General features: G+C 64.7%; 25 protein-coding genes and 1 tRNA gene. All 26 read left to right on the forward strand.

The annotated features are described in order from the left end of the window. Positions 1–28: 28 nt before the first annotated feature. Positions 29–1,288 carry a branched-chain amino acid ABC transporter substrate-binding protein gene (locus HWX09_RS30240; RefSeq protein WP_027784989.1) on the forward strand — a complete coding sequence of 420 codons (1,260 nt, stop codon included), beginning with the start codon at positions 29–31 and terminating at the stop codon, positions 1,286–1,288. Between the two features lie 107 nt (positions 1,289–1,395). Continuing rightward, positions 1,396–1,665, forward strand: a complete 270-nt coding sequence (gene rpsO, locus HWX09_RS30245) for a 30S ribosomal protein S15 (RefSeq protein ID WP_006398792.1) — start codon at positions 1,396–1,398, stop codon at positions 1,663–1,665. A gap of 290 nt (positions 1,666–1,955) precedes the next feature. Next, positions 1,956–4,103 (forward strand): polyribonucleotide nucleotidyltransferase, encoded by a 2,148-nt coding sequence (gene pnp / locus HWX09_RS30250; RefSeq protein ID WP_027784988.1) that lies wholly within the window; start codon positions 1,956–1,958, stop codon positions 4,101–4,103. Positions 4,104–4,251: 148 nt separating this feature from the next. Beyond that, positions 4,252–5,271: an NAD(P)H-quinone oxidoreductase gene (locus HWX09_RS30255; RefSeq protein WP_027784987.1), complete on the forward strand. Its 1,020-nt coding sequence runs from the start codon at positions 4,252–4,254 to the stop codon at positions 5,269–5,271. Positions 5,272–5,411: 140 nt separating this feature from the next. After that, a complete protein-coding gene (tpiA, locus tag HWX09_RS30260; protein WP_027784986.1) occupies positions 5,412–6,167 on the forward strand; it encodes a triose-phosphate isomerase in 756 nt (251 codons plus the stop codon). Between the two features lie 71 nt (positions 6,168–6,238). Beyond that, positions 6,239–6,616: a preprotein translocase subunit SecG gene (gene secG, locus HWX09_RS30265; protein ID WP_027784985.1), complete on the forward strand. Its 378-nt coding sequence runs from the start codon at positions 6,239–6,241 to the stop codon at positions 6,614–6,616. Positions 6,617–6,726: 110 nt separating this feature from the next. Beyond that, a tRNA-Leu gene (locus tag HWX09_RS30270) sits at positions 6,727–6,811 on the forward strand. Between the two features lie 153 nt (positions 6,812–6,964). Further along, on the forward strand, positions 6,965–7,324 hold the full coding sequence (locus tag HWX09_RS30275; RefSeq protein WP_006398798.1) for an NADH-quinone oxidoreductase subunit A: 360 nt from the start codon (positions 6,965–6,967) through the stop codon (positions 7,322–7,324). 62 nt (positions 7,325–7,386) lie between these two features. Beyond that, a complete protein-coding gene (locus HWX09_RS30280) occupies positions 7,387–7,866 on the forward strand; it encodes an NADH-quinone oxidoreductase subunit B (protein ID WP_006398799.1) in 480 nt (159 codons plus the stop codon). A 21-nt stretch (positions 7,867–7,887) separates the two neighbouring features. Then, a complete protein-coding gene (locus HWX09_RS30285) occupies positions 7,888–8,490 on the forward strand; it encodes an NADH-quinone oxidoreductase subunit C (protein ID WP_006478264.1) in 603 nt (200 codons plus the stop codon). A 9-nt stretch (positions 8,491–8,499) separates the two neighbouring features. Then, positions 8,500–9,753: an NADH-quinone oxidoreductase subunit D gene (locus tag HWX09_RS30290; RefSeq protein WP_027784984.1), complete on the forward strand. Its 1,254-nt coding sequence runs from the start codon at positions 8,500–8,502 to the stop codon at positions 9,751–9,753. 184 nt (positions 9,754–9,937) lie between these two features. Beyond that, complete coding sequence (gene nuoE, locus HWX09_RS30295) at positions 9,938–10,423, forward strand: NADH-quinone oxidoreductase subunit NuoE (RefSeq protein WP_027784983.1); 486 nt, start codon at positions 9,938–9,940, stop codon at positions 10,421–10,423. Continuing rightward, the gene (gene nuoF / locus HWX09_RS30300) at positions 10,420–11,730 is read left to right on the forward strand and encodes an NADH-quinone oxidoreductase subunit NuoF (protein WP_027784982.1); all 1,311 of its coding nucleotides are present in this window, start codon (positions 10,420–10,422) and stop codon (positions 11,728–11,730) included. The genes nuoE and nuoF overlap by 4 nt, the downstream gene beginning before the upstream one ends. 82 nt (positions 11,731–11,812) lie before the next feature. Then, complete coding sequence (nuoG, locus tag HWX09_RS30305) at positions 11,813–14,143, forward strand: NADH-quinone oxidoreductase subunit NuoG (RefSeq protein ID WP_027784981.1); 2,331 nt, start codon at positions 11,813–11,815, stop codon at positions 14,141–14,143. Next, entirely contained in the window at positions 14,144–15,211 is a 1,068-nt protein-coding gene (nuoH, locus tag HWX09_RS30310) for an NADH-quinone oxidoreductase subunit NuoH (RefSeq protein ID WP_027784980.1), read from the forward strand. It abuts the gene before it with no gap. Positions 15,212–15,226: 15 nt separating this feature from the next. Beyond that, the gene (gene nuoI, locus HWX09_RS30315; protein ID WP_006478270.1) at positions 15,227–15,715 is read left to right on the forward strand and encodes an NADH-quinone oxidoreductase subunit NuoI; all 489 of its coding nucleotides are present in this window, start codon (positions 15,227–15,229) and stop codon (positions 15,713–15,715) included. A 105-nt stretch (positions 15,716–15,820) separates the two neighbouring features. Next, positions 15,821–16,471 carry an NADH-quinone oxidoreductase subunit J gene (locus HWX09_RS30320; protein ID WP_027784979.1) on the forward strand — a complete coding sequence of 217 codons (651 nt, stop codon included), beginning with the start codon at positions 15,821–15,823 and terminating at the stop codon, positions 16,469–16,471. Between the two features lie 18 nt (positions 16,472–16,489). After that, positions 16,490–16,795 (forward strand): NADH-quinone oxidoreductase subunit NuoK, encoded by a 306-nt coding sequence (gene nuoK / locus HWX09_RS30325; protein WP_006478272.1) that lies wholly within the window; start codon positions 16,490–16,492, stop codon positions 16,793–16,795. A 17-nt stretch (positions 16,796–16,812) separates the two neighbouring features. Beyond that, complete coding sequence (gene nuoL, locus HWX09_RS30330) at positions 16,813–18,867, forward strand: NADH-quinone oxidoreductase subunit L (protein ID WP_027784978.1); 2,055 nt, start codon at positions 16,813–16,815, stop codon at positions 18,865–18,867. A gap of 18 nt (positions 18,868–18,885) precedes the next feature. Continuing rightward, positions 18,886–20,376: an NADH-quinone oxidoreductase subunit M gene (locus HWX09_RS30335; RefSeq protein WP_027784977.1), complete on the forward strand. Its 1,491-nt coding sequence runs from the start codon at positions 18,886–18,888 to the stop codon at positions 20,374–20,376. Positions 20,377–20,415: 39 nt separating this feature from the next. Continuing rightward, complete coding sequence (gene nuoN / locus HWX09_RS30340) at positions 20,416–21,870, forward strand: NADH-quinone oxidoreductase subunit NuoN (protein WP_027784976.1); 1,455 nt, start codon at positions 20,416–20,418, stop codon at positions 21,868–21,870. Beyond that, positions 21,870–22,166: a DUF2818 family protein gene (locus HWX09_RS30345; RefSeq protein ID WP_006478276.1), complete on the forward strand. Its 297-nt coding sequence runs from the start codon at positions 21,870–21,872 to the stop codon at positions 22,164–22,166. Before nuoN ends, HWX09_RS30345 begins: the two co-directional genes overlap by 1 nt. Before the next feature lie 39 nt (positions 22,167–22,205). Then, positions 22,206–22,796: an NUDIX hydrolase gene (locus tag HWX09_RS30350; RefSeq protein ID WP_027784975.1), complete on the forward strand. Its 591-nt coding sequence runs from the start codon at positions 22,206–22,208 to the stop codon at positions 22,794–22,796. 136 nt (positions 22,797–22,932) lie between these two features. After that, positions 22,933–23,355, forward strand: coding sequence for a DUF1178 family protein (locus HWX09_RS30355; RefSeq protein WP_006478278.1), 423 nt, complete (start codon positions 22,933–22,935; stop codon positions 23,353–23,355). A 201-nt stretch (positions 23,356–23,556) separates the two neighbouring features. Beyond that, positions 23,557–24,753, forward strand: a complete 1,197-nt coding sequence (locus HWX09_RS30360) for an acyl-CoA dehydrogenase family protein (protein ID WP_027784974.1) — start codon at positions 23,557–23,559, stop codon at positions 24,751–24,753. Positions 24,754–24,772: 19 nt separating this feature from the next. Next, positions 24,773–25,906 carry an acyl-CoA dehydrogenase family protein gene (locus tag HWX09_RS30365; protein ID WP_027784973.1) on the forward strand — a complete coding sequence of 378 codons (1,134 nt, stop codon included), beginning with the start codon at positions 24,773–24,775 and terminating at the stop codon, positions 25,904–25,906. Positions 25,907–25,912: the final 6 nt, after the last annotated feature.

The following is a 25,912-nucleotide window of genomic DNA, read 5'->3' on the forward strand; positions in this document are numbered from 1 at the left end:
CTCGGGCGGATTGAAGGGCAGGTGGCCGATGCAGGGATGGAAGCGATGCGCGCTCGCGTGGAGCGCGGGGTGGATGCTGGTGTCGTCCGCATTTGCCGGCGGCGAGCCGGTGCGGATCGCACTGATCGAAGGGATGTCGGGCCCGTTCGCGAATGCGGGCGCGGCGGTGGAGCGCAATCTGCGCTTCGGCGTCGAGCAGGTCAACGCGGCGGGCGGCGTGAAGCTGCGCGACGGCGCGCACCCGCTCGAACTCGTCGTGCTCGACAGCAAGGGCAGCCCGGAGGAGGCGCTCGTGCAGTTGCGCGCGGCCGCCGACCGCCATATCGGCTTCGTCGCGCAGGGCAACAGCTCGGCCGTCGCGGCCGCGCTCGTCGCCGCGCTCGACAAGCTGAACGCGCGCGATCCGGACAACCGGATGCTGTTCCTGAACTATTCGGCCGACGATCCGGCGCTGACCGGCGCGCGCTGCAGTTTCTGGCATTTCCGCTTCGACGCGCATGCCGGCATGCGGATGGCCGCGCTCGCGGACGTGATGGCGCGCGATCGCGCGCTGCGCAAGGTCTATCTGTTGAACCAGGACTACAGCTTCGGCCACGACGTCAGCGCTCTTGCGCGGCAGGCGCTGGCCGCGCGGCGCCCGGACGTGACGATCGCCGGCGACGAATTCCACCCGATCGGCCGGATCAAGGATTTCTCGCCGTATATCGCGAAGATCCGCGCGAGCGGCGCGGACGCCGTCGTGACCGGCAACTGGGGCAACGACCTCACGCTGCTCGTGAAGGCGGCGCGCGAACAGGGGCTCGATGCGAAGTTCTATACGTTCTACGGCAACAGCCTCGGCGCGCCGGCGGCCCTGGGCGACGCGGGCGTCGGTCATGTCCTGGCCGTCGCGGACTGGCACCCGAACGCGGGCGGCGCCAAATCCGACGCGTTCTACCGCGCGTTCCGGGCCCGTTTTCCGGCCGTGCAGGACGACTATCCGGTGCGGCGGATGAGCCAGATGATCGAAATGCTGGCCGCCACGATGACCCGCGCGGGTTCGGCCGACCCGGTCGCGGTCGCGCGTGCGCTCGAGGGTCTGTCGTTCGACGACGGCTTCCACGCGTCGCGGATGCGCGCGCAGGATCACCAGCTGATCCAACCCCTTTACGTAATGGAAATGGACAAGGTCGGCACGCCGGGCGTGCGCTTCGACAACGAAGGGTCGGGCTACGGCTTCCGGACGGTGCTCGCGGTGCCGGCGCCGCGTACGGAAATGCCGTCGACGTGCTCGATGACGCGCCCGTGACAGGAGACGGTAAGAACGGCATCGAGTTGTGCTACAATGCGCGCCGGTTGTAAGTCACGGCACGGCCATTCTTCCGTGTCCGCCTGTTCAGTTAGAAAGGAAATCACATGTCTGTTGCAGATATCAAGAAGTCGGAAGTCGTTGCTCAGTTCGCCCGCGGTACCAACGACACGGGCTCGCCCGAAGTCCAGGTCGCACTGCTGACCGCACGTATCGTCGAACTGACGGGTCACTTCAAGACCCACGCGAAGGATCACCACAGCCGCCGCGGTCTGCTGCGCATGGTGAGCCGCCGCCGCAAGCTGCTCGACTACCTCAAGGGCAAGGATGCCGACCGTTACCGCGCACTGATCGAGAAGCTGGGTCTGCGTAAGTAATCGAGGCGATTGCCGCCAGCAAGATGCCTGTGTCAGTCCGCTGATACAGGCATTTTGTTTTTGCGCGGTGCGTAGCGTCACACGCATCGCAGGCTGTCCGGCACGTTCGTGCGGGGCCGCCGCCACGACCGATACCGGGGCGGGATTTGTGTCATTCCAGCGCGTCGCTGCATGAGCGCCGCGCTGGAATGGCATAAAAAACACACCTTGCTCCGGGTGATTCGGTCGGGACGCCGCCGCGCGGGATCGCCGGCGCGGCGAATGAAATGCATGAATACAAAGGAGCAACCATGTCCATGTTCAACAAGGTCGTGAAGGAATTCCAGTGGGGCCAGCACAAGGTGCGCCTCGAAACCGGTGAAGTCGCTCGCCAGGCAAGCGGCGCCGTGATCGTCGACGTCGAAGACACCGTCGTGCTGGCAACCGTCGTCGGCGCGAAGTCGGCGAAGCCGGGCCAGGATTTCTTCCCGCTGACCGTCGACTACCTCGAGAAGACCTACTCGGCCGGCAAGATCCCGGGTGGCTTCTTCCGCCGCGAAGGCCGTCCGTCGGAGCACGAGACGCTGACGTCGCGCCTGATCGACCGTCCGCTGCGCCCGCTGTTCCCGGAAGGCTTCTACAACGAAGTGCAGGTCGTGATCCACGTACTGTCCGTGAACCCGGAAATCCCGGCGGACATCCCCGCGCTGATCGGTGCATCGGCTGCGCTCGCCGTGTCGGGCCTGCCGTTCAACGGCCCGGTCGGTGCCGCGCGCGTGGCGTACATCGACAACGCGTACGTGCTGAACCCGACGCGTGACCAGCTCAAGGCGTCGAGCCTCGACCTCGTCGTCGCGGGTACGGAGCGCGCCGTGCTGATGGTCGAGTCGGAAGCCGATCAACTGACGGAAGACGTGATGCTGGGCGCCGTGGTGTTCGGCCACGAGCAGATGCAGGTCGCGATCGACGCGATCCACGAGCTGGTCCGCGACGGCGGCAAGCCCGAGTGGGACTGGCAGCCGGCGCCGAAGAACGAGGCGCTGATCGCACGCGTGACCGAGCTGGCGCAGAACGATCTGCTCGCCGCTTACCAACTGCGCGACAAGCAGGCGCGTTCGGCGAAGCTGAAGGAAGTCTACGCGGCGACGTCGGCGAAGCTCGAGGCAGACGCGCTGGCGGCCGGTACGGTCGCGGCCGACAAGGCCACGGTCGGCAACGTGCTGTTCGACATCGAAGCGAAGATCGTCCGTTCGCAGATCCTGAACGGCGAGCCGCGTATCGACGGCCGCGACACGCGCACCGTGCGCCCGATCGAGATCCGCACCGGCGTGCTGCCGCGCACTCACGGCTCGGCGCTGTTCACGCGCGGCGAGACGCAGGCGCTGGTCGTCGCGACGCTCGGCACGAAGGGTGACGAGCAGATCATCGACGCGCTCGAAGGCGAATACCGCGAGCGCTTCATGCTCCACTACAACATGCCCCCGTTCGCGACCGGCGAAACGGGCCGCGTCGGCTCGCCGAAGCGCCGCGAAGTCGGTCACGGCCGCCTCGCGAAGCGCGCGCTGGTCAAGTGCCTGCCGAGCGCCGACGAATTCGGCTACTCGATCCGCGTCGTGTCGGAAATCACCGAATCGAACGGTTCGTCGTCGATGGCATCGGTGTGCGGCGGCTGCCTCGCCCTGATGGACGCCGGCGTGCCGATGAAGGCGCACGTCGCGGGTATCGCGATGGGCCTGATCCTCGAAGGCAACAAGTTCGCGGTGCTGACCGACATCCTCGGCGACGAGGATCACCTCGGCGACATGGACTTCAAGGTGGCCGGCACGGAGCAAGGCGTGACGGCGCTGCAGATGGACATCAAGATCCAGGGCATCACGAAGGAAATCATGCAGGTCGCGCTCGCGCAGGCGAAGGAAGGCCGCATGCACATCCTCGGCAAGATGACGTCGGCGGTGTCGGGTGCGAACACGCAACTGTCGGAATTCGCGCCGCGCATGATCACGGTCAAGATCAACCCGGAAAAGATCCGCGACGTGATCGGCAAGGGCGGTTCGGTGATCCGCGCGCTGACGGAAGAAACGGGCACGACCATCGACATTTCGGACGACGGCGTCGTGACGATCGCGAGCACGAACAGCGAAGGCATGGCCGAAGCGAAGAAGCGCATCGAGCAGATCACCGCTGAAATCGAAGTCGGCCAGGTGTACGAAGGCACGGTGCTCAAGCTGCTCGATTTCGGCGCGATCGTGAACCTGCTGCCGGGCAAGGACGGCCTGCTGCACATCTCGGAAATCGTCAACGAGCGCGTGAAGGACATCAACGACTACCTGAAGGAAGGCCAGCAGGTGAAGGTCAAGGTGATCCAGACGGACGAGAAGGGTCGCGTGCGTCTGTCGGCCAAGGCGCTGCTGAACGAAGCAGCGGCGGCAGCGCAGTCGGATACGCCGCCGCAGCAGTAAGCGGACGGGCGGACCAACGGCCGGCAGTGCGAAAGCGTGCCGGCCGTTTTTTCTGTAGCATCGTTGTGCGGCGCAGCAGCGCCGGCGAGGCGCCCGCGCCGTGCGCACGGGCGTGCCATCCGATTCCGATCCTGGAGCGACTCTCACCATGAAAGCCATCGAAATCACCGAATTCGGCGCCCCCGACGTGCTGAAGCTCGCGGAGCGTCCGCGCCCCGAACCGAAGCGCGGCGAGGTGCTGATCAAGGTGGCGGCTTCCGGCGTGAACCGGCCCGACGTGTTCCAGCGAAAGGGCGCCTATGCGCCGCCGCCGGGTGCGTCGGATCTGCCGGGCCTCGAGGTCGCGGGCGAGATCGTCGGCGGCGATTTGTCAGACTCGGCGCTGAACCCGTTCGGCCTGAAGCTCGGCGATCGCGTATGCGCGCTGCTCGCGGGCGGCGGCTATGCCGAATATGCGGTCGCGCCGCTGCCGCAGTGCCTGCCGGTGCCCGACGGCCTCACCGATATCGAGGCTGCATCGTTGCCCGAAACGTTCTTCACCGTGTGGAGCAACGTGTTCGACCGTGCGCAGCTCGGCGCGGGCGAGGGCGGCGAGCAGGAGACGCTGCTCGTGCAGGGCGGCTCGAGCGGCATCGGCGTGACGGCGATCCAGATCGCGCATGCGCTCGGCTTTCGCGTGTTCGCGACGGCCGGCACCGCCGACAAGTGCCGTGCGTGCGAGGCGCTCGGCGCCGAGCGCGCGATCGACTACAAGACCGAAGACTTCGTCGAAGTCGTGAAGTCGCTGACGCACGATCGCGGTGTCGACGTGATCCTCGACATGGTGGCGGGCTCGTACGTGCCGCGCGAGCTGTCCGCGCTCGCGGACGGCGGCCGTCTCGTGCTGATCGCGCTGCTCGGCGGCGCGAAGGCCGAGGTCAACCTGAACGAGATCCTGCGCCGCCGGCTGACGGTGACGGGCTCGACGCTGCGCCCGCGCCCGGTCGAGTTCAAGGCGCGCATCGCCGCGCAGTTGAAGGCACGCGTGTGGCCGCTGCTGGCCGACGCTCGCATCAAGCCCGTGATCTATCGTGTGCTGCCGGCCGGCGAGGCCGCGCAGGCGCATGCGCTGATGGAGAGCGGCGAGCACATCGGCAAGATCGTGCTGGATTGGGGCGCGAACGCGTGACGGCCCGCGCGGCGGGCTTGACATACGCGGTTTGACCGGTTCAAGCCGCGCGCAGTAAAATCGCGGGTTTGCTTCGCCAGATCCAACCTGACGGCCGGGTTCCGGCACGTTAATGACAAGATAGTGACGAGACGGACACGATGTCGAAACAACGAACAAAGCGAGTGATCGGCAACTGGAAGATGCACGGCCGGCTGGCCGGCAACCAGGTGCTGCTGAACGAAGTGGTGCAGGGTGCGGGCGCGGTGGCGGCTGAAATGTCGATCGGCGTGTGCGTGCCGTTTCCGTATCTCGCGCAGGTTCAGGCGCAGCTCGGCGGCGGCCGCGTCGCGTTCGGCGCGCAGGACGTGTCCGCGCACGAGCAAGGTGCGTTCACCGGTGAGGTGGCGGCTGCGATGGTGGCGGAGTTCGGCGCGCAGTATGTGATCGTCGGCCATTCGGAGCGTCGCGCGTATCACGGCGAAAGCAACGAGACGGTCGCCGCGAAGACGCAACGCGCGCTTGCCGCGGGCCTCACGCCGGTCGTGTGCGTCGGCGAGACGCTCGACGAGCGCGAGTCGGGGGCGACCGAGCGGGTCGTCGGTGCGCAGCTCGATGCGGTGCTGGTCGCGCTGACGGCTGACGAAGCCGCCCGCATCGTCGTCGCGTACGAGCCGGTCTGGGCGATCGGCACGGGCAAGAGCGCGACGTCGGCGCAGGCACAGGACGTGCACGCGTTCCTGCGTGCGCGTCTCGCGGCGAAGGGTGCGGCGGACGTGTCCGTGCTGTACGGCGGCAGCGTGAAGCCGGACAACGCGGAAGAGCTGTTCGCGCAGCCGGACATCGACGGCGGCCTGATCGGCGGCGCGTCGCTGAAGGCGGAAGATTTCCTGGCGATCTGCCGGGCCGCGCGTTGAGCGGTCCGAGATCGAATTGAACCATGACGGCGGCCGGTCGGTCCGGTCGCCCGACCAATCGGGTGGGTGTGATGCTGTTATTCAAGACGCTGATTATTGTCGTGCAGGTGCTGTCCGCACTTGGTGTGATTGGGCTCGTGCTGCTGCAGCATGGCAAGGGCGCCGACATGGGCGCCGCATTCGGCAGCGGCGCGTCGGGTAGCCTGTTCGGGGCGACGGGCTCGGCGAACTTCCTGTCGCGCACGACGGGCATTCTCGCGACGATCTTCTTCATCGCGACGCTCGCGCTGACGTACCTCGGTTCGTACAAGTCGACGCCATCGGCAGGCGTGCTCGGCGCGGCAGTGACCGCACCGGCGTCAGCCCCCGCGGCATCGACGCCGGCCGTCGCGGCGTCCGCTGCCGCCGGTTCGGCCGCAAGCGCGCCGGGCCAGGATGTCCCGAAATAAAAAGTTAATTTTTTTGCGGTTGTGCGTTGAACAAATCCAGAACTCGGGTTAGAATTTAATTCTTGAAGCGATTCGCGGGAACAAGCAGCACAACCCGAGTTGCATGCAGTGCCGACGTGGTGAAATTGGTAGACACGCTATCTTGAGGGGGTAGTGGCGAAAGCTGTGCGAGTTCGAGTCTCGCCGTCGGCACCAAAGTTACTCAATGCCAGCCGCTTCTAGTGGCTGGCATTTTTCATTTGTGGGGTGTGCTTGCGGTTGTCTTGCGATCGCCTGTACTCCGAAATGATTCCTTCCTCCGGAAGTGGTATTCTCCGGACGCTCAGAACCAACCGATAGAGGATTGCCTTGAACCTCGCAGCCTATTACCCCGTCTTGTTGTTCCTCCTCGTGGGCACTGGTTTAGGTATAGCGCTGGTCAGCATCGGCAAGCTCCTTGGTCCCAACAAGCCGGACGTCGAGAAGAACGCACCGTACGAGTGCGGCTTCGAAGCCTTTGAAGACGCCCGGATGAAATTCGACGTTCGGTATTACCTCGTCGCCATCCTGTTCATCATCTTCGATCTCGAAACCGCATTCCTGTTTCCGTGGGGCGTCGCGCTCCGGGACATCGGCTGGCCGGGTTTCATCGCAATGATGATTTTTCTGCTCGAATTCCTGCTGGGCTTTGCCTATATCTGGAAGAAAGGCGGCCTCGACTGGGAGTGATGGGTTAATCGCCGGTTTGCATGGGCGGCCACGCTCGGTCGCTCCTCTGGAGTGGAAAGCAAATGAGTATCGAAGGGGTCTTGAAGGAAGGGTTTGTCACCACGACGGCTGACAAGCTGATCAACTGGACGCGTACCGGCTCGCTGTGGCCGATGACGTTCGGGCTCGCGTGTTGCGCCGTCGAGATGATGCATGCGGGCGCGGCCCGTTACGATCTGGATCGGTTCGGCGTCGTGTTTCGTCCGAGCCCGCGTCAATCGGACGTGATGATCGTCGCCGGCACGCTGTGCAACAAGATGGCGCCCGCGCTGCGCCGCGTGTACGACCAGATGGCCGAGCCGCGCTGGGTGATCTCGATGGGGTCGTGCGCCAACGGCGGTGGTTACTACCACTACTCGTACTCGGTGGTCCGCGGCTGCGACCGGATCGTGCCGGTCGACGTCTACGTGCCGGGCTGTCCGCCTACGGCCGAGGCGCTGGTCTACGGCGTGATCCAGCTTCAGGCGAAGATCCGCCGCACCAATACCATCGCCCGTCAATAAAGCCCCGAGCGTCCCCTCAATATGGCAAGCAAAATCGAGACCCTCAAGGCAAACCTGGAAGCCGCGCTCGGCGCGCGCGTGGTGAGCCTCACCGAAGCGATCGGTGAACTGACGCTCGTCGTGAAGGCGAGCGATTACCTCGAAGTCGCAAAGACGCTGCGCGACGATCCGAAGCTCCGTTTCGAGCAACTGATCGACCTCTGCGGCGTCGACTACCAGACCTTCGGCGACGGTGCCTACGACGGCCCGCGCTTCGCGGCCGTGTCGCACCTGCTGTCGGTCACGAACAACTGGCGCCTGCGCCTGCGCGCGTTCGCACCGGACGACGATCTGCCGATCGTGGCGTCGCTGGTCGACATCTGGACCTCGGCGAACTGGTACGAGCGAGAAGCGTTCGACCTGTACGGCATCGTGTTCGAAGGCCACCCCGACCTGCGCCGCATCCTCACCGACTACGGCTTCATCGGTCACCCGTTCCGCAAGGACTTCCCGGTGTCGGGCTACGTCGAAATGCGTTACGACCCGGAAGAGAAGCGGGTCGTGTACCAGCCGGTGACGATCGAGCCGCGCGAAATCACGCCGCGCGTGATCCGCGAGGATCGCTATGGCGGTCTGAAACATTAAGGGGGCGTCATGGCAGAAATCAAGAACTACACGCTCAACTTCGGCCCGCAGCACCCGGCAGCGCACGGCGTGCTGCGCCTCGTGCTCGAGCTCGACGGCGAAGTCATCCAGCGTGCCGATCCGCACATCGGCCTGCTGCACCGTGCGACGGAAAAGCTCGCGGAATCCAAGACCTTCATCCAGTCCGTGCCGTACATGGACCGTCTCGACTACGTGTCGATGATGGTCAACGAGCACGGCTACGTGCTCGCGATCGAAAAGCTGCTCGGCATCGACGTGCCGGAGCGCGCGCAGTACATCCGCGTGCTGTTCGACGAAATCACGCGCGTGCTGAACCACCTGATGTGGATCGGCGCGCATGCGCTCGACGTCGGCGCGATGGCCGTGTTCCTGTACGCGTTCCGCGAACGCGAAGATCTGATGGACGTGTACGAAGCGGTGTCCGGCGCCCGGATGCACGCGGCGTACTATCGTCCGGGCGGCGTCTATCGCGATCTGCCTGACGTCATGCCGCAATACAAGGCGTCGAAGATTCGCAACGAGAAGGCGCTCGCGAGGATGAACGAAGCGCGCAGCGGCTCGGTGCTCGACTTCATCGACGATTTCTTCACGCGCTTCCCGAAGTGCGTCGACGAATATGAAACGCTGCTGACCGACAACCGGATCTGGAAACAGCGTCTGGTCGGGATCGGCGTGGTGAGCCCCGAACGTGCGCTGCAGATGGGCCTGACGGGCCCGATGCTGCGCGGCTCGGGCATCGCGTGGGACCTGCGCAAGAAGCAGCCCTACGAAGTGTACGATCGGATGGATTTCGACGTGCCGGTCGGCGTGAACGGCGATTGCTACGACCGCTATCTGGTGCGCGTCGAGGAAATGCGCCAGTCGATCCGCATCGCGAAACAGTGTATTGAGTGGCTCCGCAAGAATCCGGGCCCGGTGATGACGGACAATCACAAGGTTGCCCCGCCGTCGCGCGTCGGCATGAAGACCAACATGGAAGACTTGATTCACCACTTCAAGCTCTTCACTGAAGGTTTCCACGTGCCGGAAGGCGAAGCGTACGCGGCGGTCGAGCATCCGAAGGGTGAGTTCGGTATCTACCTCGTGTCCGATGGCGCCAACAAGCCGTATCGCCTCAAGATTCGCGCGCCGGGTTTCGCGCACCTGGCGTCGCTCGACGAAATGGCGCGCGGTCACATGATCGCCGACGCCGTCACGATCATCGGTACGCAGGACATCGTGTTCGGCGAAATCGATCGCTAATGGTTGCGCCGCCCGCGAGCGCGGGCGGCGAGCAGTCAGTCGCACGCGAAGTCACATGCGGTATGCGCCGAATCGGCGCGGCTTCGCAAGCTGTCAACAGAGTGAGCGCCAGGTCTGCCGTCCATGCACCCCGATGTGCGGCAGGTTGTTCGTTCGGTAGGAATTGAAAGAGTCGTGTCTGAAAATGATCTCAGCTGAAGGCCTGAAGGAAATCGATCGAGCGTTGACGAAGTATCCCGCCGATCAGAAACAGTCCGCCGTGATGTCGGCGTTGGCCGTTGCTCAGGAAGAGCACGGCTGGCTGTCGCCCGAACTGATGCAGTTCGTCGCGGACTATCTCGGCATGCCGGCCGTTGCCGTGCAGGAAGTCGCGACGTTCTACACGATGTACGAGCTCAAACCGGTCGGCAAGCACAAGATCACGCTCTGCACGAACCTGCCGTGCCAGCTCGGCCCGCACGGCGGCGCGGAAGCGGCTGCCGACTACCTGAAACAGAAGCTGGGCATCGGCTTCGGCGAGACCACGCCTGACGGCAAGTTCACGCTGAAGGAAGGCGAATGCATGGGCTCGTGCGGCGATGCGCCGGTGCTGCTGGTGAACAATCACAGAATGTGCAGCTTCATGAGCCGCGAGAAGATCGACCAGCTGCTTGAGGAGCTCTCGAAATGACGTCCCTCCACGACCGTCACATCAAACCGCTGATCCTCGCTGGTCTGAACGGCGAGAACTGGCACCTCGAAGACTACGTTGCGCGCGGCGGCTACAAGCAGCTGCGCCGCATTCTCGAAGAAAAGATTTCGCCCGAGCAGGTGATCGCCGACGTGAAGGCGTCGGGCCTGCGCGGCCGCGGCGGTGCGGGTTTCCCGACCGGCCTGAAATGGAGCTTCATGCCGCGCCAGTTCCCGGGGCAGAAGTATCTCGTCTGCAATTCGGACGAAGGCGAGCCGGGCACGTTCAAGGATCGCGACATCCTGCGCTGGAACCCGCACGCGCTGATCGAAGGCATGGCCATCGGCGCGTACGCGATGGGCATCACCGTCGGCTACAACTACATCCACGGCGAAATCTTCGAAGTGTATCGACGCTTCGAAGCCGCGCTCGATGAAGCGCGCGCGGCCGGGTTCCTCGGCGACAACATCATGGGCTCGGAATTCTCGTTCCAGCTGCACGCGCACCACGGTTACGGCGCGTACATCTGCGGCGAGGAAACGGCGCTGCTCGAGTCGCTCGAAGGCAAGAAGGGCCAGCCGCGCTTCAAGCCGCCGTTCCCGGCGAGCTTCGGCGTGTACGGCAAGCCGACCACGATCAACAACACCGAGACGTTCGCGGCGGTGCCGTTCCTGCTGTCCATCGGGCCGCAGAATTACCTCGAGATCGGCAAGCCGAACAACGGCGGCACGAAGATTTTCTCGGTGTCGGGCGACGTCGAGCGTCCGGGCAACTACGAAGTGCCGCTCGGCACGCCGTTCGCGACGCTGATGGAGCTCGCCGGCGGGATGCGCGGCGGCAGGAAGATCAAGGCCGTGATTCCGGGCGGTTCGTCGGCGCCGGTGATCCCGGGCGACATCATGATGCAGACCGATCTCGACTACGACGCGATCGCGAAGGCGGGCTCGATGCTCGGTTCCGGCGCGGTGATCGTGATGGACGAGACGCGCTGCATGGTGCGCTCGCTGCTGCGCCTGTCGTACTTCTACTACGAGGAATCGTGCGGTCAGTGCACGCCGTGCCGCGAAGGCACCGGCTGGCTGTATCGCGTCGTGAACCGTATCGAGCACGGCGAAGGGCGTCAGGAAGATCTGGACCTGCTGAACTCGGTGGCCGAGAACATCATGGGCCGCACGATCTGTGCGCTCGGCGATGCGGCGGCGATGCCGGTGCGCGGGATGCTCAAGCACTACTGGGACGAATTCGCGTACCACGTCGAGCACAAGCACTGCATGGTCGGCGGCCACGCGCACGCGGCGGCGGCCTGAAGCGAACCCGATTGCGGAATTTGAGCGCACGGTCGGGCGAAGGCGCGAACGGGCGGAAATAGGTTAAGGACCATTCACCATCATGGTTGAACTTGAAATAGACGGCAAGAAGGTCGAGGTGCCCGAAGGCAGCATGGTGATCCAGGCTGCGCACAAGGCGGATACGTACATTCCTCACTTCTGCTATCACAAGAAACTGTCGGTTGCGGCCAACTGCCGGATGTGTCTCGTCGAAGTCGAGAAGATGCCGAAGGCCGTGCCTGCCTGCGCGACCCCCGTGTCGGCCGGCATGATCGTCCGCACGCAGTCCGACAAGGCTGTGAAGGCGCAGCAGTCGGTGATGGAATTCCTCCTCATCAATCACCCGCTCGATTGCCCGATCTGCGATCAGGGCGGCGAATGCCAGCTGCAGGATCTGGCGGTCGGCTACGGCAAGTCGTCGTCGCGCTACTCGGAAGAAAAGCGCGTGGTGTTCCACAAGAACGTGGGCCCGCTGATCTCGATGGAAGAAATGTCGCGCTGCATCCACTGCACGCGCTGCGTCCGCTTCGGCCAGGAAATTGCCGGCGTGATGGAGTTCGGCATGCTGGGCCGCGGCGAGCATTCGGAAATCACGACGTTCGTCGGCAAGACGGTCGACTCCGAAATGTCGGGCAACATGATCGACCTGTGCCCGGTCGGCGCGCTGACCAGCAAGCCGTTCCGCTACAGCGCCCGTACGTGGGAACTGTCGCGCCGCAGGTCGGTGAGCCCGCACGATTCCGTCGGCGCGAACCTCGTCGTGCAGGTGAAGAACAATCGCGTGATGCGCGTGCTGCCGTTCGAGAACGAAGCAATCAACGAGTGCTGGATCTCGGACAAGGACCGCTTCTCGTATGAAGGCCTCAACAGCGAAGAGCGCCTGACGAAGCCGATGCTGAAGCAGGGCGGCCAGTGGATCGAGACCGACTGGCAGACCGCGCTCGAATACGTCGCGAAGGGCCTGAAGGGCATCGCCGCGGATCACGGCGCGAACGCGCTGGCGATGCTCGCGAGCGCGCACAGCACCGCGGAAGAGCTGTTCCTCGTGAAGCAGCTCGCCAACGAACTGAAGACGCCGAACGTCGACTTCCGTCTGCGTCAGCAGGATTTCTCGGCGCCGGTCCAGGGCGCGCCGTGGCTCGGCATGCCGATCGCCGACCTGTCGAACGTGGACGCCGCGTTCGTCGTCGGTTCGTTCCTGCGCCGCGACCACCCGCTGTTCGCAGCGCGCCTGCGTCAGGCTGCGAAGAACGGCGCGAAGCTGCACTTCCTGCACGCGACCGGTGACGATTCGCTGATCCCGAGCGCGCAACGCATCGTCGCCGCGCCGTCCGCATGGCTCGACGAGCTGGCCGGCATCGCCGCGGCCGTCGCGCAACTGCGCGGCGTCGCGCTGCCCGACGCGCTCGCAGGCGTCGCCGCATCGCCGGCCGCGCAAGCCGTCGCGCAGTCGCTCGCGAACGGCGAACGCCGCGCGGTGCTGCTCGGCAACGTCGCGGTCCGTCATCCGCAATTCGCGAAGCTGCACGCCGTCGCCCAGTGGATCGCCGACAACACCGGCGCCACGTTCGGCTTCCTGACGGAAGCGGCGAACACGGTCGGCGCGCACGTCGTCGGCGCACTGCCGGGCGAAGGCGGCCTGAACGCACGCGAAGCGTTCGCGCAGCCGCGCAAGGGCTACGTGCTGCTGAACGTCGAACCTGAATTCGACACCGCCGATCCGGCGCAGGCACTGGCCGCGCTGAACCAGGCGGAGATGGTCGTCGTGATGTCGCCGTTCAAGCACGGCCTCGACTACGCCGACGTGCTGCTGCCGGTGGCGCCGTTCACGGAAACGGCCGGTACGTTCGTCAACGCCGAAGGCACCGTGCAGGGCTTCAACGGCGTCGTGCGCCCGCTGGGCGACACGCGTCCGGGCTGGAAGGTGTTGCGCGTGCTCGGCAGCCTGCTCGGCCTGCCGAACTTCGAATACGAGACCGCGGAAGAAGTGCGGGTCGCCGCGCTCGGCGACGCCGGCGTCGCGGGCCGTCTGTCGAACCGGACGTCGGTCGCGCCGGCTCGTGCCGCGGCGAATGCCGCGAACGGCGGTTTCGAGCGCCTGGCCGACGTGCCGATCTATCACGCCGACGCGCTCGTGCGCCGCGCAGGTGCACTGCACCTGACGGCCGCCGCGAAGGCGGCGAACGCCGCAGCCCTGCCGGCCGCGCTGTTCGACAAGCTGGGCTTGAAGGAAGGCGACGCCGTGCGCGTGCGCCAGGGCGAGCGTGCGGTGCAGTTGCCGGCCGTGCGCGACGCGAATCTTGCGGAGACGGTCGTTCGCGTGTCGGCGGCGACGCCTGCCGGCGCAGCGCTCGGCAGCCTGTCCGGTGAACTGGTGGTGGAGAAGGCGTAAATGAGCTTGTTCGATACGATCAACGCGGGCGGGGCCGAGCTTCTCGGCTTCGCGTGGCCGACGGTGTGGGCAGTCGTGCGCATCCTCGTCGTCTCCGTCGTCATCCTGCTGTGCGTCGCGTACCTGATTCTGTGGGAACGCAAGCTGATCGGCTGGATGCACGTGCGTCTCGGCCCGAACCGCGTCGGCCCCGGTGGCCTGCTGCAGCCGATCGCCGACGTGCTGAAGCTGCTGCTGAAGGAAGTCATTCAGCCGAGCGCCGCCAGCCGCTGGCTGTACCTGATTGCGCCGGTCATGACCGTCGTGCCGGCGTTCGCCGTGTGGGCCGTGATTCCGTTCCAGGCCGAGGCCGTTCTCGCGAACGTGAACGCGGGCCTGCTGTACGCGATGGCGATCTCGTCGATCGGCGTGTACGCGGTGATTCTCGCGGGCTGGGCGTCGAACTCGAAGTACGCGTTCCTCGGCGCGATGCGCGCCGCGGCACAGATGGTGTCGTACGAAATCTCGATGGGCTTCGCGCTGGTGCTCGTGCTGATGACCGCCGGCAGCCTGAACCTGTCGGAAATCGTCGGTTCGCAACAGCACGGCTTCTTCGCCGGCCACGGCGTGAATTTCCTGTCGTGGAACTGGCTGCCGCTCCTGCCGGCGTTCGTCGTCTACTTCATCTCGGGCATCGCCGAAACGAACCGTCACCCGTTCGACGTGGTGGAAGGGGAGTCGGAGATCGTCGCGGGTCACATGATCGATTACTCGGGCATGGCGTTCGCGCTGTTCTTCCTCGCCGAGTACATCAACATGATCGTGATCTCGGCGCTGGCGGCGACGCTGTTCCTCGGCGGCTGGGACGCGCCGTTCGAATTCCTGTCGTTCATTCCGGGCATCTTCTGGCTGGTGCTGAAGGTCTTCGCGCTGCTGTCGGTGTTCATCTGGGTGCGCGCGACGTTCCCGCGCTACCGTTACGACCAGATCATGCGTCTGGGCTGGAAGATGTTCCTGCCCGTCACGGTGGTCTGGGTGATCGTGGTCGGCTTCTGGATGATGTCGCCGCTGAACATCTGGGCGAAGTAAAGATCGGACGAAATCATGACGGCTATCCAACACTTCTTTAAGACTTTCTTCCTGACCGAGCTGCTGAAGGGGCTCGCGCTGACCGGTCGTTACACGTTCAAGCGCAAGTTCACCGTGCAGTTCCCGGAAGAGAAGACCCCGATCTCGCCGCGTTTCCGCGGGCTGCATGCACTGCGCCGCTACGAGAACGGCGAAGAGCGCTGCATCGCGTGCAAGCTGTGCGAGGCCGTGTGCCCCGCGCTGGCGATCACGATCGAATCGGAAACGCGCGCGGACAACACGCGCCGCACGACGCGCTACGACATCGACCTGACGAAGTGCATCTTCTGCGGTTTCTGCGAAGAAAGCTGCCCGGTCGATTCGATCGTCGAGACGCAGATTCTCGAGTACCACGGCGAAAAGCGCGGCGACCTGTATTTCACGAAGGAAATGCTGCTCGCGGTGGGCGATCGCTACGAGAAGGACATCGCCGCGGCGAAGGCTGCCGACGCGCCGTATCGTTGATTGTGTTTGCAGTGCCGGCCCGGCATGAACGGGCCGAGCCGCCGCGACGGGTGCGGGCGTCCCGCAAGCCGCGCCTGACTATGGCCTAACGATGAACCGGTAATCATGGAATTCACGACCGTACTGTTCTACATCTTCGCGCTGCTCCTGGTGGTATCAGGGCTGAAGGTGATCACTTCGCGCAACCCGGTGGCGTCTGCGCTTTTCCTTGTGCTGGCGTTCTTCAACGCCGCCGCGATCTGGATGCTGCTGGAAGCGGAATTCCTCGCGATCCTGCTGGTTCTGGTCTACGTGGGCGCGGTGATGGTGCTGTTCCTGTTCGTCGTGATGATGCTGGACATCAACATCGACTACCTGCGCCGCGACTTCAAGCGCTTCGTGCCGATGGCAACCGTGGTCGGCGCGATCATCGTGATCGAAACCGCGCTGATCCTGTGGCGCGGTTACGGCGACACGCACACCGTGCATGCGATGGCGACGGGCGAGATGGCCAACTGGTCGAATACGCGCCTGATCGGCAAGGTGATCTACACCGACTACATCTTCGCGTTCGAAATCGCCGGCCTCGTGCTGCTGGTCGCGATCATTGCCGCGATCGGGCTGACCGAGCGCAAGGGCAAGGACAGCAAGCGCCAGCGCGTGTCGGATCAGGTCAAGGTGCGCCGCAACGACCGCGTGCGCCTCGTGAAGATGGAAGCGGACAAGCCGGAGCCGGAAACGGCGCAAAGCGAACCCGGTTCGGGCACCAACGGCTAAGCGGAGGAAAAGAAAACCATGCTGACTCTTGCTCACTACCTTGTGCTCGGCGCGATCCTGTTCGCGATCGCGATCGTCGGGATCTTCCTGAACCGCCGTAACGTCATCATCATCCTGATGTCGATCGAACTGATGCTGCTGGCGGTGAACACCAACTTCGTCGCGTTCTCGCATTACCTCGGCGACGTGCACGGCCAGATCTTCGTGTTCTTCGTGCTGACCGTCGCCGCAGCGGAAGCCGCGATCGGTCTCGCCATTCTGGTGACCCTGTTCCGTAAGCTCGACACGATCAATGTCGAGGATCTCGATCAGCTCAAAGGTTAATTTCAGGCAACGCTGTTATGTCAACGACACTCAATGAAAACCTGCTGCTGGCGATTCCGCTCGCTCCGCTGGCCGGCTCGCTGATTGCGGGGCTGTTCGGGAACGCAGTCGGGCGCAAGGGCGCACATCGGATCACGATCCTCGGCGTATTGATCGCGTTCCTCCTGTCGGCGAAAGTCTTCTTCGACGTGATGGGCGGCGCAAGCTTCAACGCGACCGTCTACGAATGGATGAACGTCGGCTCGCTGAAGCTCGAAGTCGGCTTCCTCGTCGATTCGCTGACCGCGATGATGATGGTCGTCGTGACCTTCGTCTCGCTGATGGTGCACGTGTACACGATCGGCTACATGGCGGAGGAAGACGGCTACCAGCGCTTCTTCTCGTACATCTCGCTGTTCACGTTCTCGATGCTGATGCTCGTGATGAGCAACAACTTCCTGCAGCTGTTCTTCGGCTGGGAAGCGGTGGGTCTGGTGTCGTACCTGCTGATCGGCTTCTACTTCACGCGTGAGAGCGCGATCTACGCGAACATGAAGGCGTTCCTCGTGAACCGCGTGGGCGACTTCGGCTTCCTGCTCGGCATCGGCCTGCTGCTCGCGTTCGCCGGCTCGATGAACTACGGCGAAGTGTTCGCGAAGCGCGCGGAGCTCGCGAGCCTGCACTTCCCGGGCACCGACTGGGGCCTGCTGACCGTTGCCTGTATCTGCCTGTTCATCGGCGCGATGGGCAAGTCGGCGCAGTTCCCGCTGCACGTGTGGCTGCCGGACTCGATGGAAGGCCCGACCCCGATCTCGGCGCTGATTCACGCGGCGACGATGGTGACGGCCGGCATCTTCATGGTGTCGCGCATGTCGCCGCTGTTCGAACTGTCGGATACCGCGCTGTCGTTCATCACGGTGATCGGCGCGATCACGGCGCTCTTCATGGGCTTCCTCGGCATCGTCCAGAACGACATCAAGCGCGTGGTCGCGTACTCGACGCTGTCGCAGCTCGGCTACATGACCGTCGCGCTCGGCGTGTCCGCCTATCCGGTCGCCGTGTTCCACCTGATGACGCACGCGTTCTTCAAGGCGCTGCTGTTCCTCGGCGCCGGCTCGGTCATCATGGGCATGCACCACGACCAGGACATGCGCAACATGGGCGGCCTGCGCAAGTACATGCCGATCACGTGGATCACGTCGCTCGTCGGTTCGCTCGCGCTGATCGGTACGCCGTTCTTCTCGGGTTTCTACTCGAAGGACTCGATCATCGACGCGGTGAAGCTGTCGCACCTGCCGGGTTCGGGCTTCGCGTACTTCGCGGTCGTCGCGAGCGTGTTCGTCACGGCGCTGTACTCGTTCCGCATGTACTTCCTGGTGTTCCACGGCGAAGAGCGCTTCCGCAATCCGAAGCATCCGGAATCGCCGATGGGCATGGCGGCCGCGCACGGCCACGACGATCACGGCCATGGCCACGGTCATGACGACCACGCGCACGAGCCGCACGAGACCCCGTGGGTCGTGTGGGTGCCGCTGGTCCTGCTGGCGATCCCGTCGGTGATCATCGGCGCGATCGCGGTCAGCCCGATGCTGTTCGGCGACTTCTTCCAGCACGGCGTCGCATTCGACAAGGTGATCTTCATCGGCGAAAACCATCCGGCGCTCGCCGAGATGGCCGAAGAGTTCCATGGCTGGGTCGGCATGGGCCTGCACTCGGTGTCGGGCCTGCCGGTGTGGCTGGCGCTCGCCGGTGTCGTCGTCGCGTGGTTCCTGTATCTGAAGCGTCCGGAGCTGCCGGCGTCGATCCGCCGCGCGTTCGGCCCGATCTACACGCTGCTGGACAACAAGTACTACATGGACAAGATCAACGAAGTGGTGTTCGCCCGCGGTTCGGTGGCGATCGGCCGCGGCCTGTGGAAGGAGGGCGACGTCGTGGTGATCGACGGCCTCGTCAACGGCAGCGCCCGGTTCATCGGCTGGTTCGCCGGCGTGATCCGCTTCCTCCAATCCGGTTACATCTATCACTACGCGTTCGCCATGATCATCGGCATGCTGGGGCTCCTGACCCTGTTTGTAACGCTCGGCGGCAAATAAGGCGGGGGGACAACACTAATGCACGCTTTTCCGATTCTCAGTACCGCGATCTGGCTGCCGATCGTTTTCGGCCTCCTCGTGCTTGCGGTGGGTAACGACAAAAATCCGGGGACGGCCCGCTGGGTCGCGCTGATCGGTGCGCTGCTCGGCCTCGCGGTCACGCTCCCGCTGGTCACGGGCTTCGATTCGAGCACGGCGGCGCTGCAGTTCGTCGAGAAGTCGACCTGGATCGAACGCTTCGATATCTCGTATCACCTCGGCGTCGACGGCATCTCGATGTGGTTCGTCGTGCTGACCGCGCTGATCACGGTGATCGTCGTGATCGCCGCATGGGAAGTGATCACCGAGAACGTCGCGCAGTACCTCGCGGCGTTCCTGATCCTGTCCGGGATCATGATCGGCGTGTTCTCGGCGGCCGACGGCCTGCTGTTCTACGTGTTCTTCGAGGCGACCCTGATCCCGATGTACATCATCATCGGCGTGTGGGGCGGCCCGAACCGCGTGTATGCGGCGTTCAAGTTCTTCCTGTACACGCTGGCCGGTTCGCTGCTGATGCTGGTCGCGCTGATCTACCTGTACACGGAAACGCACTCGTTCGACCTCGCGACGTGGCAGAACGCGAAGATCGCGATGACGCCACAGATCCTGCTGTTCATCGCGTTCTTCCTCGCGTTCGCGGTGAAGGTGCCGATGTGGCCGGTGCACACGTGGTTGCCGGACGCGCACGTGGAAGCGCCGACGGGCGGCTCGGTCGTGCTGGCCGCGATCATGCTGAAGCTCGGCGCATACGGTTTCCTGCGCTTCTCGCTGCCGATCACGCCTGACGCGAGCCATTTCCTGGCGCCCGTCGTGATCACGCTGTCGCTGATCGCGGTGATCTACATCGGCCTCGTCGCGATGGTGCAGGCCGACATGAAGAAGCTGGTCGCGTATTCGTCGATCGCGCACATGGGCTTCGTCACGCTCGGCTTCTTCATCTTCAACCAGCTCGGCGTCGAAGGCGCGATCATCCAGATGATCTCGCACGGCTTCGTGTCGGGCGCGATGTTTCTCTGCATCGGCGTGCTGTACGACCGCGTGCACTCGCGCCAGATCGCCGATTACGGCGGTGTCGTGAACGTGATGCCGAAGTTCGCGGCATTCGCGATGCTGTTCTCGATGGCCAACTGCGGCCTGCCGGGTACGTCGGGTTTCGTCGGCGAGTTCATGGTGATCCTCGCGGCCGTCCAGTACAACTTCTGGATCGCATTCGGTGCGGCGTTCACGCTGATCCTCGGTGCGGCCTACACGCTGTGGATGTACAAGCGCGTGTATTTCGGCGCGGTGGCGAACGATCACGTTGCCAAGCTGAAGGACATCGGCCGTCGCGAATTCCTGATGCTGGCCGTGCTCGCCGCGTTCACGCTGCTGATGGGCCTGTATCCGAAGCCTTTCACCGACGTGATGCACGTTTCCGTGGAAAACCTCCTCTCCCACGTCGCGCAGTCGAAGCTGCCGCTGGCCCAGTAATCGCGAGCGGAGGAACTCAAGATCATGCAAAACGCCTCTATGAATGTCCTGTTGCCTGACGCGCTGGTGATGGCCGCCATCGTCGTCGCATGGCTGAACGACACCTTTACCGGTGCTTCCGGCCGCCGCCTGACCTATCTGATCGCGGTCGTTTCGTCGGTCGTCGCCGGCGCGTGGTTCGCGGTCCAGGCGCTCGACCCGCAGCAGTACTACTTCTTCTCGAAGATGGTCGTCGTCGACTCGTTCGCGAGCATGATGAAGGCCGTCGTGTCGTTCGGTTTCGCGGTCTCGCTCGTCTATTCGCGCAAGTACCTCGAAGACCGCGACATGTTCCGCGGCGACGTGTTCCTGCTCGGCATGTTCTCGCTGCTCGGCCAGCTGGTCATGGTGTCGGGCAACAACTTCCTGACGCTGTACCTCGGCCTCGAGCTGATGTCGCTGTCGCTGTACGCGGTCATCGCGCTGCGTCGCGATGCAGCGCAGTCGAGCGAAGCCGCGATGAAGTACTACGTGCTGGGCGCGCTCGCGTCGGGTTTCGTGCTGTACGGCATCTCGATGCTCTACGGCGCGACCGGCTCGCTCGAGCTCGGCGAAGTGTACAAGGCGGTCGGCGGCAACACCGACGCGGCCGTGCTGATGTTCGGCGTGGTCTTCATCGTCGCCGGTATCGCGTTCAAGCTCGGCGCCGTGCCGTTCCACATGTGGGTGCCGGACGTCTACCAGGGCGCACCGACCGCGATGACGCTGTTCGTCGGCGGCGGCCCGAAGGTTGCCGCGTTCGCGTGGGGCCTGCGCTTCCTGGTAATGGGCCTGCTGCCGCTCGCGCAGAACTGGCAGACCGCGCTCGTGATCCTCGCCGCGCTGTCGCTGATCGTCGGCAACATCACCGGTATCGTCCAGCGCAACATCAAGCGGATGCTCGCGTACTCGGCGATCTCGAACATGGGCTTCGTGCTGCTCGGCCTGCTCGCGGGCATCGTGAAGGGCGACGCGGCGGCACCGGCGAACGCGTACAGCTCGGCGATGTTCTACGCGATCGTCTACCTGATCACGACGCTCGGCTCGTTCGGCGTGGTGATGCTGCTCGCACGCCGCGATTTCGAAGCCGAAACGATCGACGACTTCAAGGGCCTCAACAAGCGCAGCCCGGTGTTCGCGTTCGTGATGATGGTCATGATGTTCTCGCTGGCCGGCATCCCGCCGACCGTCGGCTTCTACGCGAAGCTCGCCGTGCTCGAGGCGACCGTCAATGCGGGTCTCACGTGGCTCGCCGTGCTGGCCGTGATCACGTCGCTGTTCGGCGCGTTCTACTACCTGCGCATCGTCAAGCTGATGTACTTCGATGCCCCGCAGGATTCGACGCCGATCTCGGGCGATTTCTGCAAGCGCACGATCCTCGTGCTGAATGGCCTGGCGGTCGTCGTGCTCGGCCTGATCCCGAGCCCGCTGCTGACCGCCTGCCTGCAGGCAATCCGTCACACGCTGCCGCTGTAATGTCGGCAGCCGGCTGGTTCATCGTGCTGTTGGCGCTCGTATGCGCCAACCTGCCGTTCCTGAACCAACGCCTCTTCGCCGTCGTGCCGTTCGGCGCGACGAAGAAGAATGCGTGGGTGCGGATCGGCGAGCTGATCGTGCTGTACTTCGTCGTCGGCGCGCTCGGCTTCTGGCTCGAGTCGCGCGCCGGCAACCGCTTCGAACAGGGCTGGCAGTTTTACGCGATCACGTTCAGTCTCTTCGTCGTGTTCGCGTTTCCCGGCTTCACGTTCCAGTATCTCGTCAAACGACGCTGACGGCTCCGGCCGTCCGTCGTGCTCATTCAGGAGCCGCCGATGGCCGAACTTCCCAATCACGACGCCGCACTGACCGAAACCTGCCTCGAGAGCGAGGCGATTTTCGAAGGCGCATTCCTCAAGCTCAAGCGCGACACCGTCCGTCTGCCGGACGGCAAGAAGGCCACGCGCGAATACGTGCAGCACCCGGGTGCGGTGATGGTGATCCCGCTGTTCGACGACGGCCGCGTGCTGATGGAAAGCCAGTTCCGCTATCCGATCGGCAAGGTGATGGCCGAATTTCCGGCCGGCAAGCTCGATCCGAACGAAGGCGCGCTCGCGTGCGCGGTGCGCGAGTTGCGCGAGGAAACGGGCTACACGGCGCGCGAATACGTGTTCCTGGCCCGCATTCATCCGATCATTTCCTATTCGACCGAATTCATCGACCTGTATCTCGCGCGCGGGCTGACGGCCGGCGAACGCAAGCTCGACGAAGGCGAATTCCTTGAAACCTTCACCGCGACGCTGGCCGACCTGCAGGAATGGGTGCGCACGGGCCAGATCACCGACGTGAAGACGATCATCGGCACGATGTGGCTCGACAAGGTGCTGTCCGGCACGTGGCCGCTCGGGCCGGTCGTCACGCCCTGAGCACGGCGTCGGCGGCGGCCGGAGCGCCGCGTTACAATTCCATGACGCGGCGCGCCCGTGCCGCGCGATCCGGATTTAGCACGATCGTTCACAAAACCGCTTTTTGCGCTACACTCGTCACACGCCCTGATTCAGCATGAAGGTCCTCGATTTACAGTGTCCGCACGGTCATCGGTTCGAAGGCTGGTTCGCTTCCGCCGATGAATTCGAAGCGCAGTTGTCCCGCAAGCTGGTCGAATGTCCGGTGTGCGGAACGACGGAGGTCAACCGTCTGCCGTCGGCGCCGCGCCTGAACCTGTCGGGCGCGACGCAGGCGCAGCCGGCCGATCCGCGTGCGCTGCAGGCGCAGGTGATGCGCGCGCTGCGCGAGGTGCTGGAGAAGACCGAGAACGTGGGCGAGCGCTTCGCCGAGGAAGCGCGGCGCATCCATTACAACGAGGCGCCGGCACGCAGCATTCGCGGCGTCACGACGCCGGAGGATGCGCAGTCCTTGGTCGAGGAAGGCATCGACGTGATGCCGCTGCCGATTCCAGCCGCGCTGAAAGAACCGCTGCAATAGCGTACGCAGTGTGTCCTTGCCGGGCCGGACGGTCGCGGCAAGCCTTGCATGGGATCAGTGTAGGCGCTGACGCGCCAACGCTGATCGACCGCGAAGCATGGGACCGGAGCAAGTGCTAAAGCACTCACTCCGGCCGACCGCGAAGCATGGGACCAGAGTAAGCGCTAAAGCGCTAACTCTGGTCGACAGGAGACACTGCGCATGGATCTGGATTATTCCCCCGCCGACGACGCGTTCCGCGCCGACGTCCGCGCCTGGCTCGAGGCCAACTTGCCTCACGCACTGCGCGCCAAGGTACTCGATCACAAACGACTCGACCGCGAGGATTTCGCGAGCTGGCACCGGATTCTCGGCCAGCGCGGCTGGTCCGCGCCTGCCTGGCCGGTCGAATATGGCGGGCCGGGCTGGAACGCGACGCAGCGGCACATCTGGGACGAGGAGTGCGCGCGGATCGGTGCGCCGACCGTGCTGCCGTTCGGGGTGTCGATGGTCGCGCCGGTCCTGATGAAATACGGCAGCGAAGCGCAGAAGCGCCACTATCTGCCGCGTATTCTCGACGGCTCGGACTGGTGGTGCCAGGGTTATTCGGAGCCGGGTTCCGGGTCCGACCTCGCGTCGCTGCGCACGCGCGCCGAGCGCCACGGCGATCACTACGTCGTCAACGGCCAGAAGACCTGGACCACGCTCGGCCAGTACGCCGACATGATGTTCTGCCTCGTGCGCACCGATCCGGCCGCGAAGAAGCAGGAGGGCATCTCGTTCCTGCTGATCGACATGAAGACGCCCGGCATCACCGTGCGCCCGATCGTGATGCTCGACGAGGACCACGAGGTCAACGAGGTGTTCTTCGAGGACGTGAAGGTGCCGGTCGAGAACCTCGTCGGCGACGAGAACCGCGGCTGGACCTACGCGAAATACCTGCTCGGCCACGAGCGCACCGGCATCGCGCGCGTCGGCGCGTCGAAGCGGGAGCTCGCGTTCCTGAAGCGGGTGGCGTCGAACCAGCGCAAGAACGGCAAGCCGTTGCTCGCCGATCCCGTGTTCGCCGCGAAGGTCGCGGCGCTCGAAGTCGAGTTGATGGCGCTGGAGGTGACGGTGCTGCGCGTCGTCAGCCGCGAGACGAGCGGCAAGGGGCCCGGCCCCGAGGCGTCGATGCTGAAGATCAAGGGCACCGAGGTGCAGCAGGCGCTCACCGAGCTGATGGTCGAAGCGATCGGCCCGCTGGCCGCTCCGTTCGACGTGCCGTTCCTCGACGGCGAGCGCGAACACAGCGTCGCGGGCGACGACGATGCGGCGCCGCTCGCCGCGTACTACTTCAATTACCGGAAGACGTCGATCTACGGCGGTTCGAACGAGATCCAGAAGAACATCATCGCGCAGATGATTCTGGGGCTGTGATCAGGGAACGGAGACAACCATGGATTTCAGCTTTACCGATGAGCAGCAGCAGTTCGCCGACGCGCTGCGCCGGTATCTCGGCGAGCAATACGGCTTCGAAACGCGTCAGGCGATCGTGCGCAGCGATGCCGGCGTGTCGGATGCGCAGTGGAGCGCATTCACCGAACTGGGATTGACCGCGTTGCCCGTGCCCGATGCCCAGGGCGGCTTCGGCGGCGGCCCGGTCGACATGCTGGTCGTGATGCAGGAGCTCGGCCGCGCGCTCGTGATCGAGCCGTACTGGGCCACGGCGGTCGGCGTCGAAGCACTGCGGATCGCCGGCTCCGGCGCAGGCGCCGACGCCGCGCTGCTGGAGGCGGTCGCGCAAGGCCAAAAGCGCTTGGCGGTCGCGTTCCACGAACCGCAGGCGCGCTACGACCTGTACGAACTCGACACGCACGCGCGGGAGCAGGGCGGCACGTACCGGCTGACCGGCACCAAGTCGGTGGTTCAGCACGGCGCCCAGGCGCATGCGTGGATCGTGCCCGCGCGGGTCGACGGCGGCGGCATCGGCCTCTTTGTCGTCGAACGCGATGCGGCCAACGCGAAGGTGGTCGACTACCGGACCATCGACGGCCAGCGTGCCGCGACGCTCGCGTTCGACGACACGCCGGCCCGACTGCTGACGGGCGGTGCGCGCGACGCGGCGGCACTCGAGCAGATCGCCGATTACGCGACCTTCCTGCTGTGTGCGGAAGCGGTCGGCGCGCTCGACGAACTGAATCGCGCGACGGTCGAATACACGAAGACGCGCGAGCAGTTCGGCGTGCCGATCGCGCGTTTTCAGGCGCTGCAGCACCGGATGGTCGACATGCTCATTCATGCCGAGCAGGCGCGTTCGCTGACCTATCTCGCGGCGGTGCGCTACGCGAACGGCGATGCCGATGCGCGACGCAAGGCCGTGTCGGCCGCGAAGGCGCGGGTCGGTGCGGCCGCGCGCTTCGTCGGCCAGCAGGCCGTCCAGTTGCACGGCGGCATGGGCGTGACCAACGAGGTGGCCGCCGCGCACCTGTTCAAGCGGCTGTCGATCATCGAGACGACGCTCGGCGATACCGATCATCACCTCGCCCGCATCGCGGCGCTGCCCGATTTCGCGCAGACCGACGTAGCATGACGGCGA

The organism is Burkholderia sp. BCC1208 (genome assembly GCF_902833095.1).
Taxonomy (GTDB): domain Bacteria; phylum Pseudomonadota; class Gammaproteobacteria; order Burkholderiales; family Burkholderiaceae; genus Burkholderia.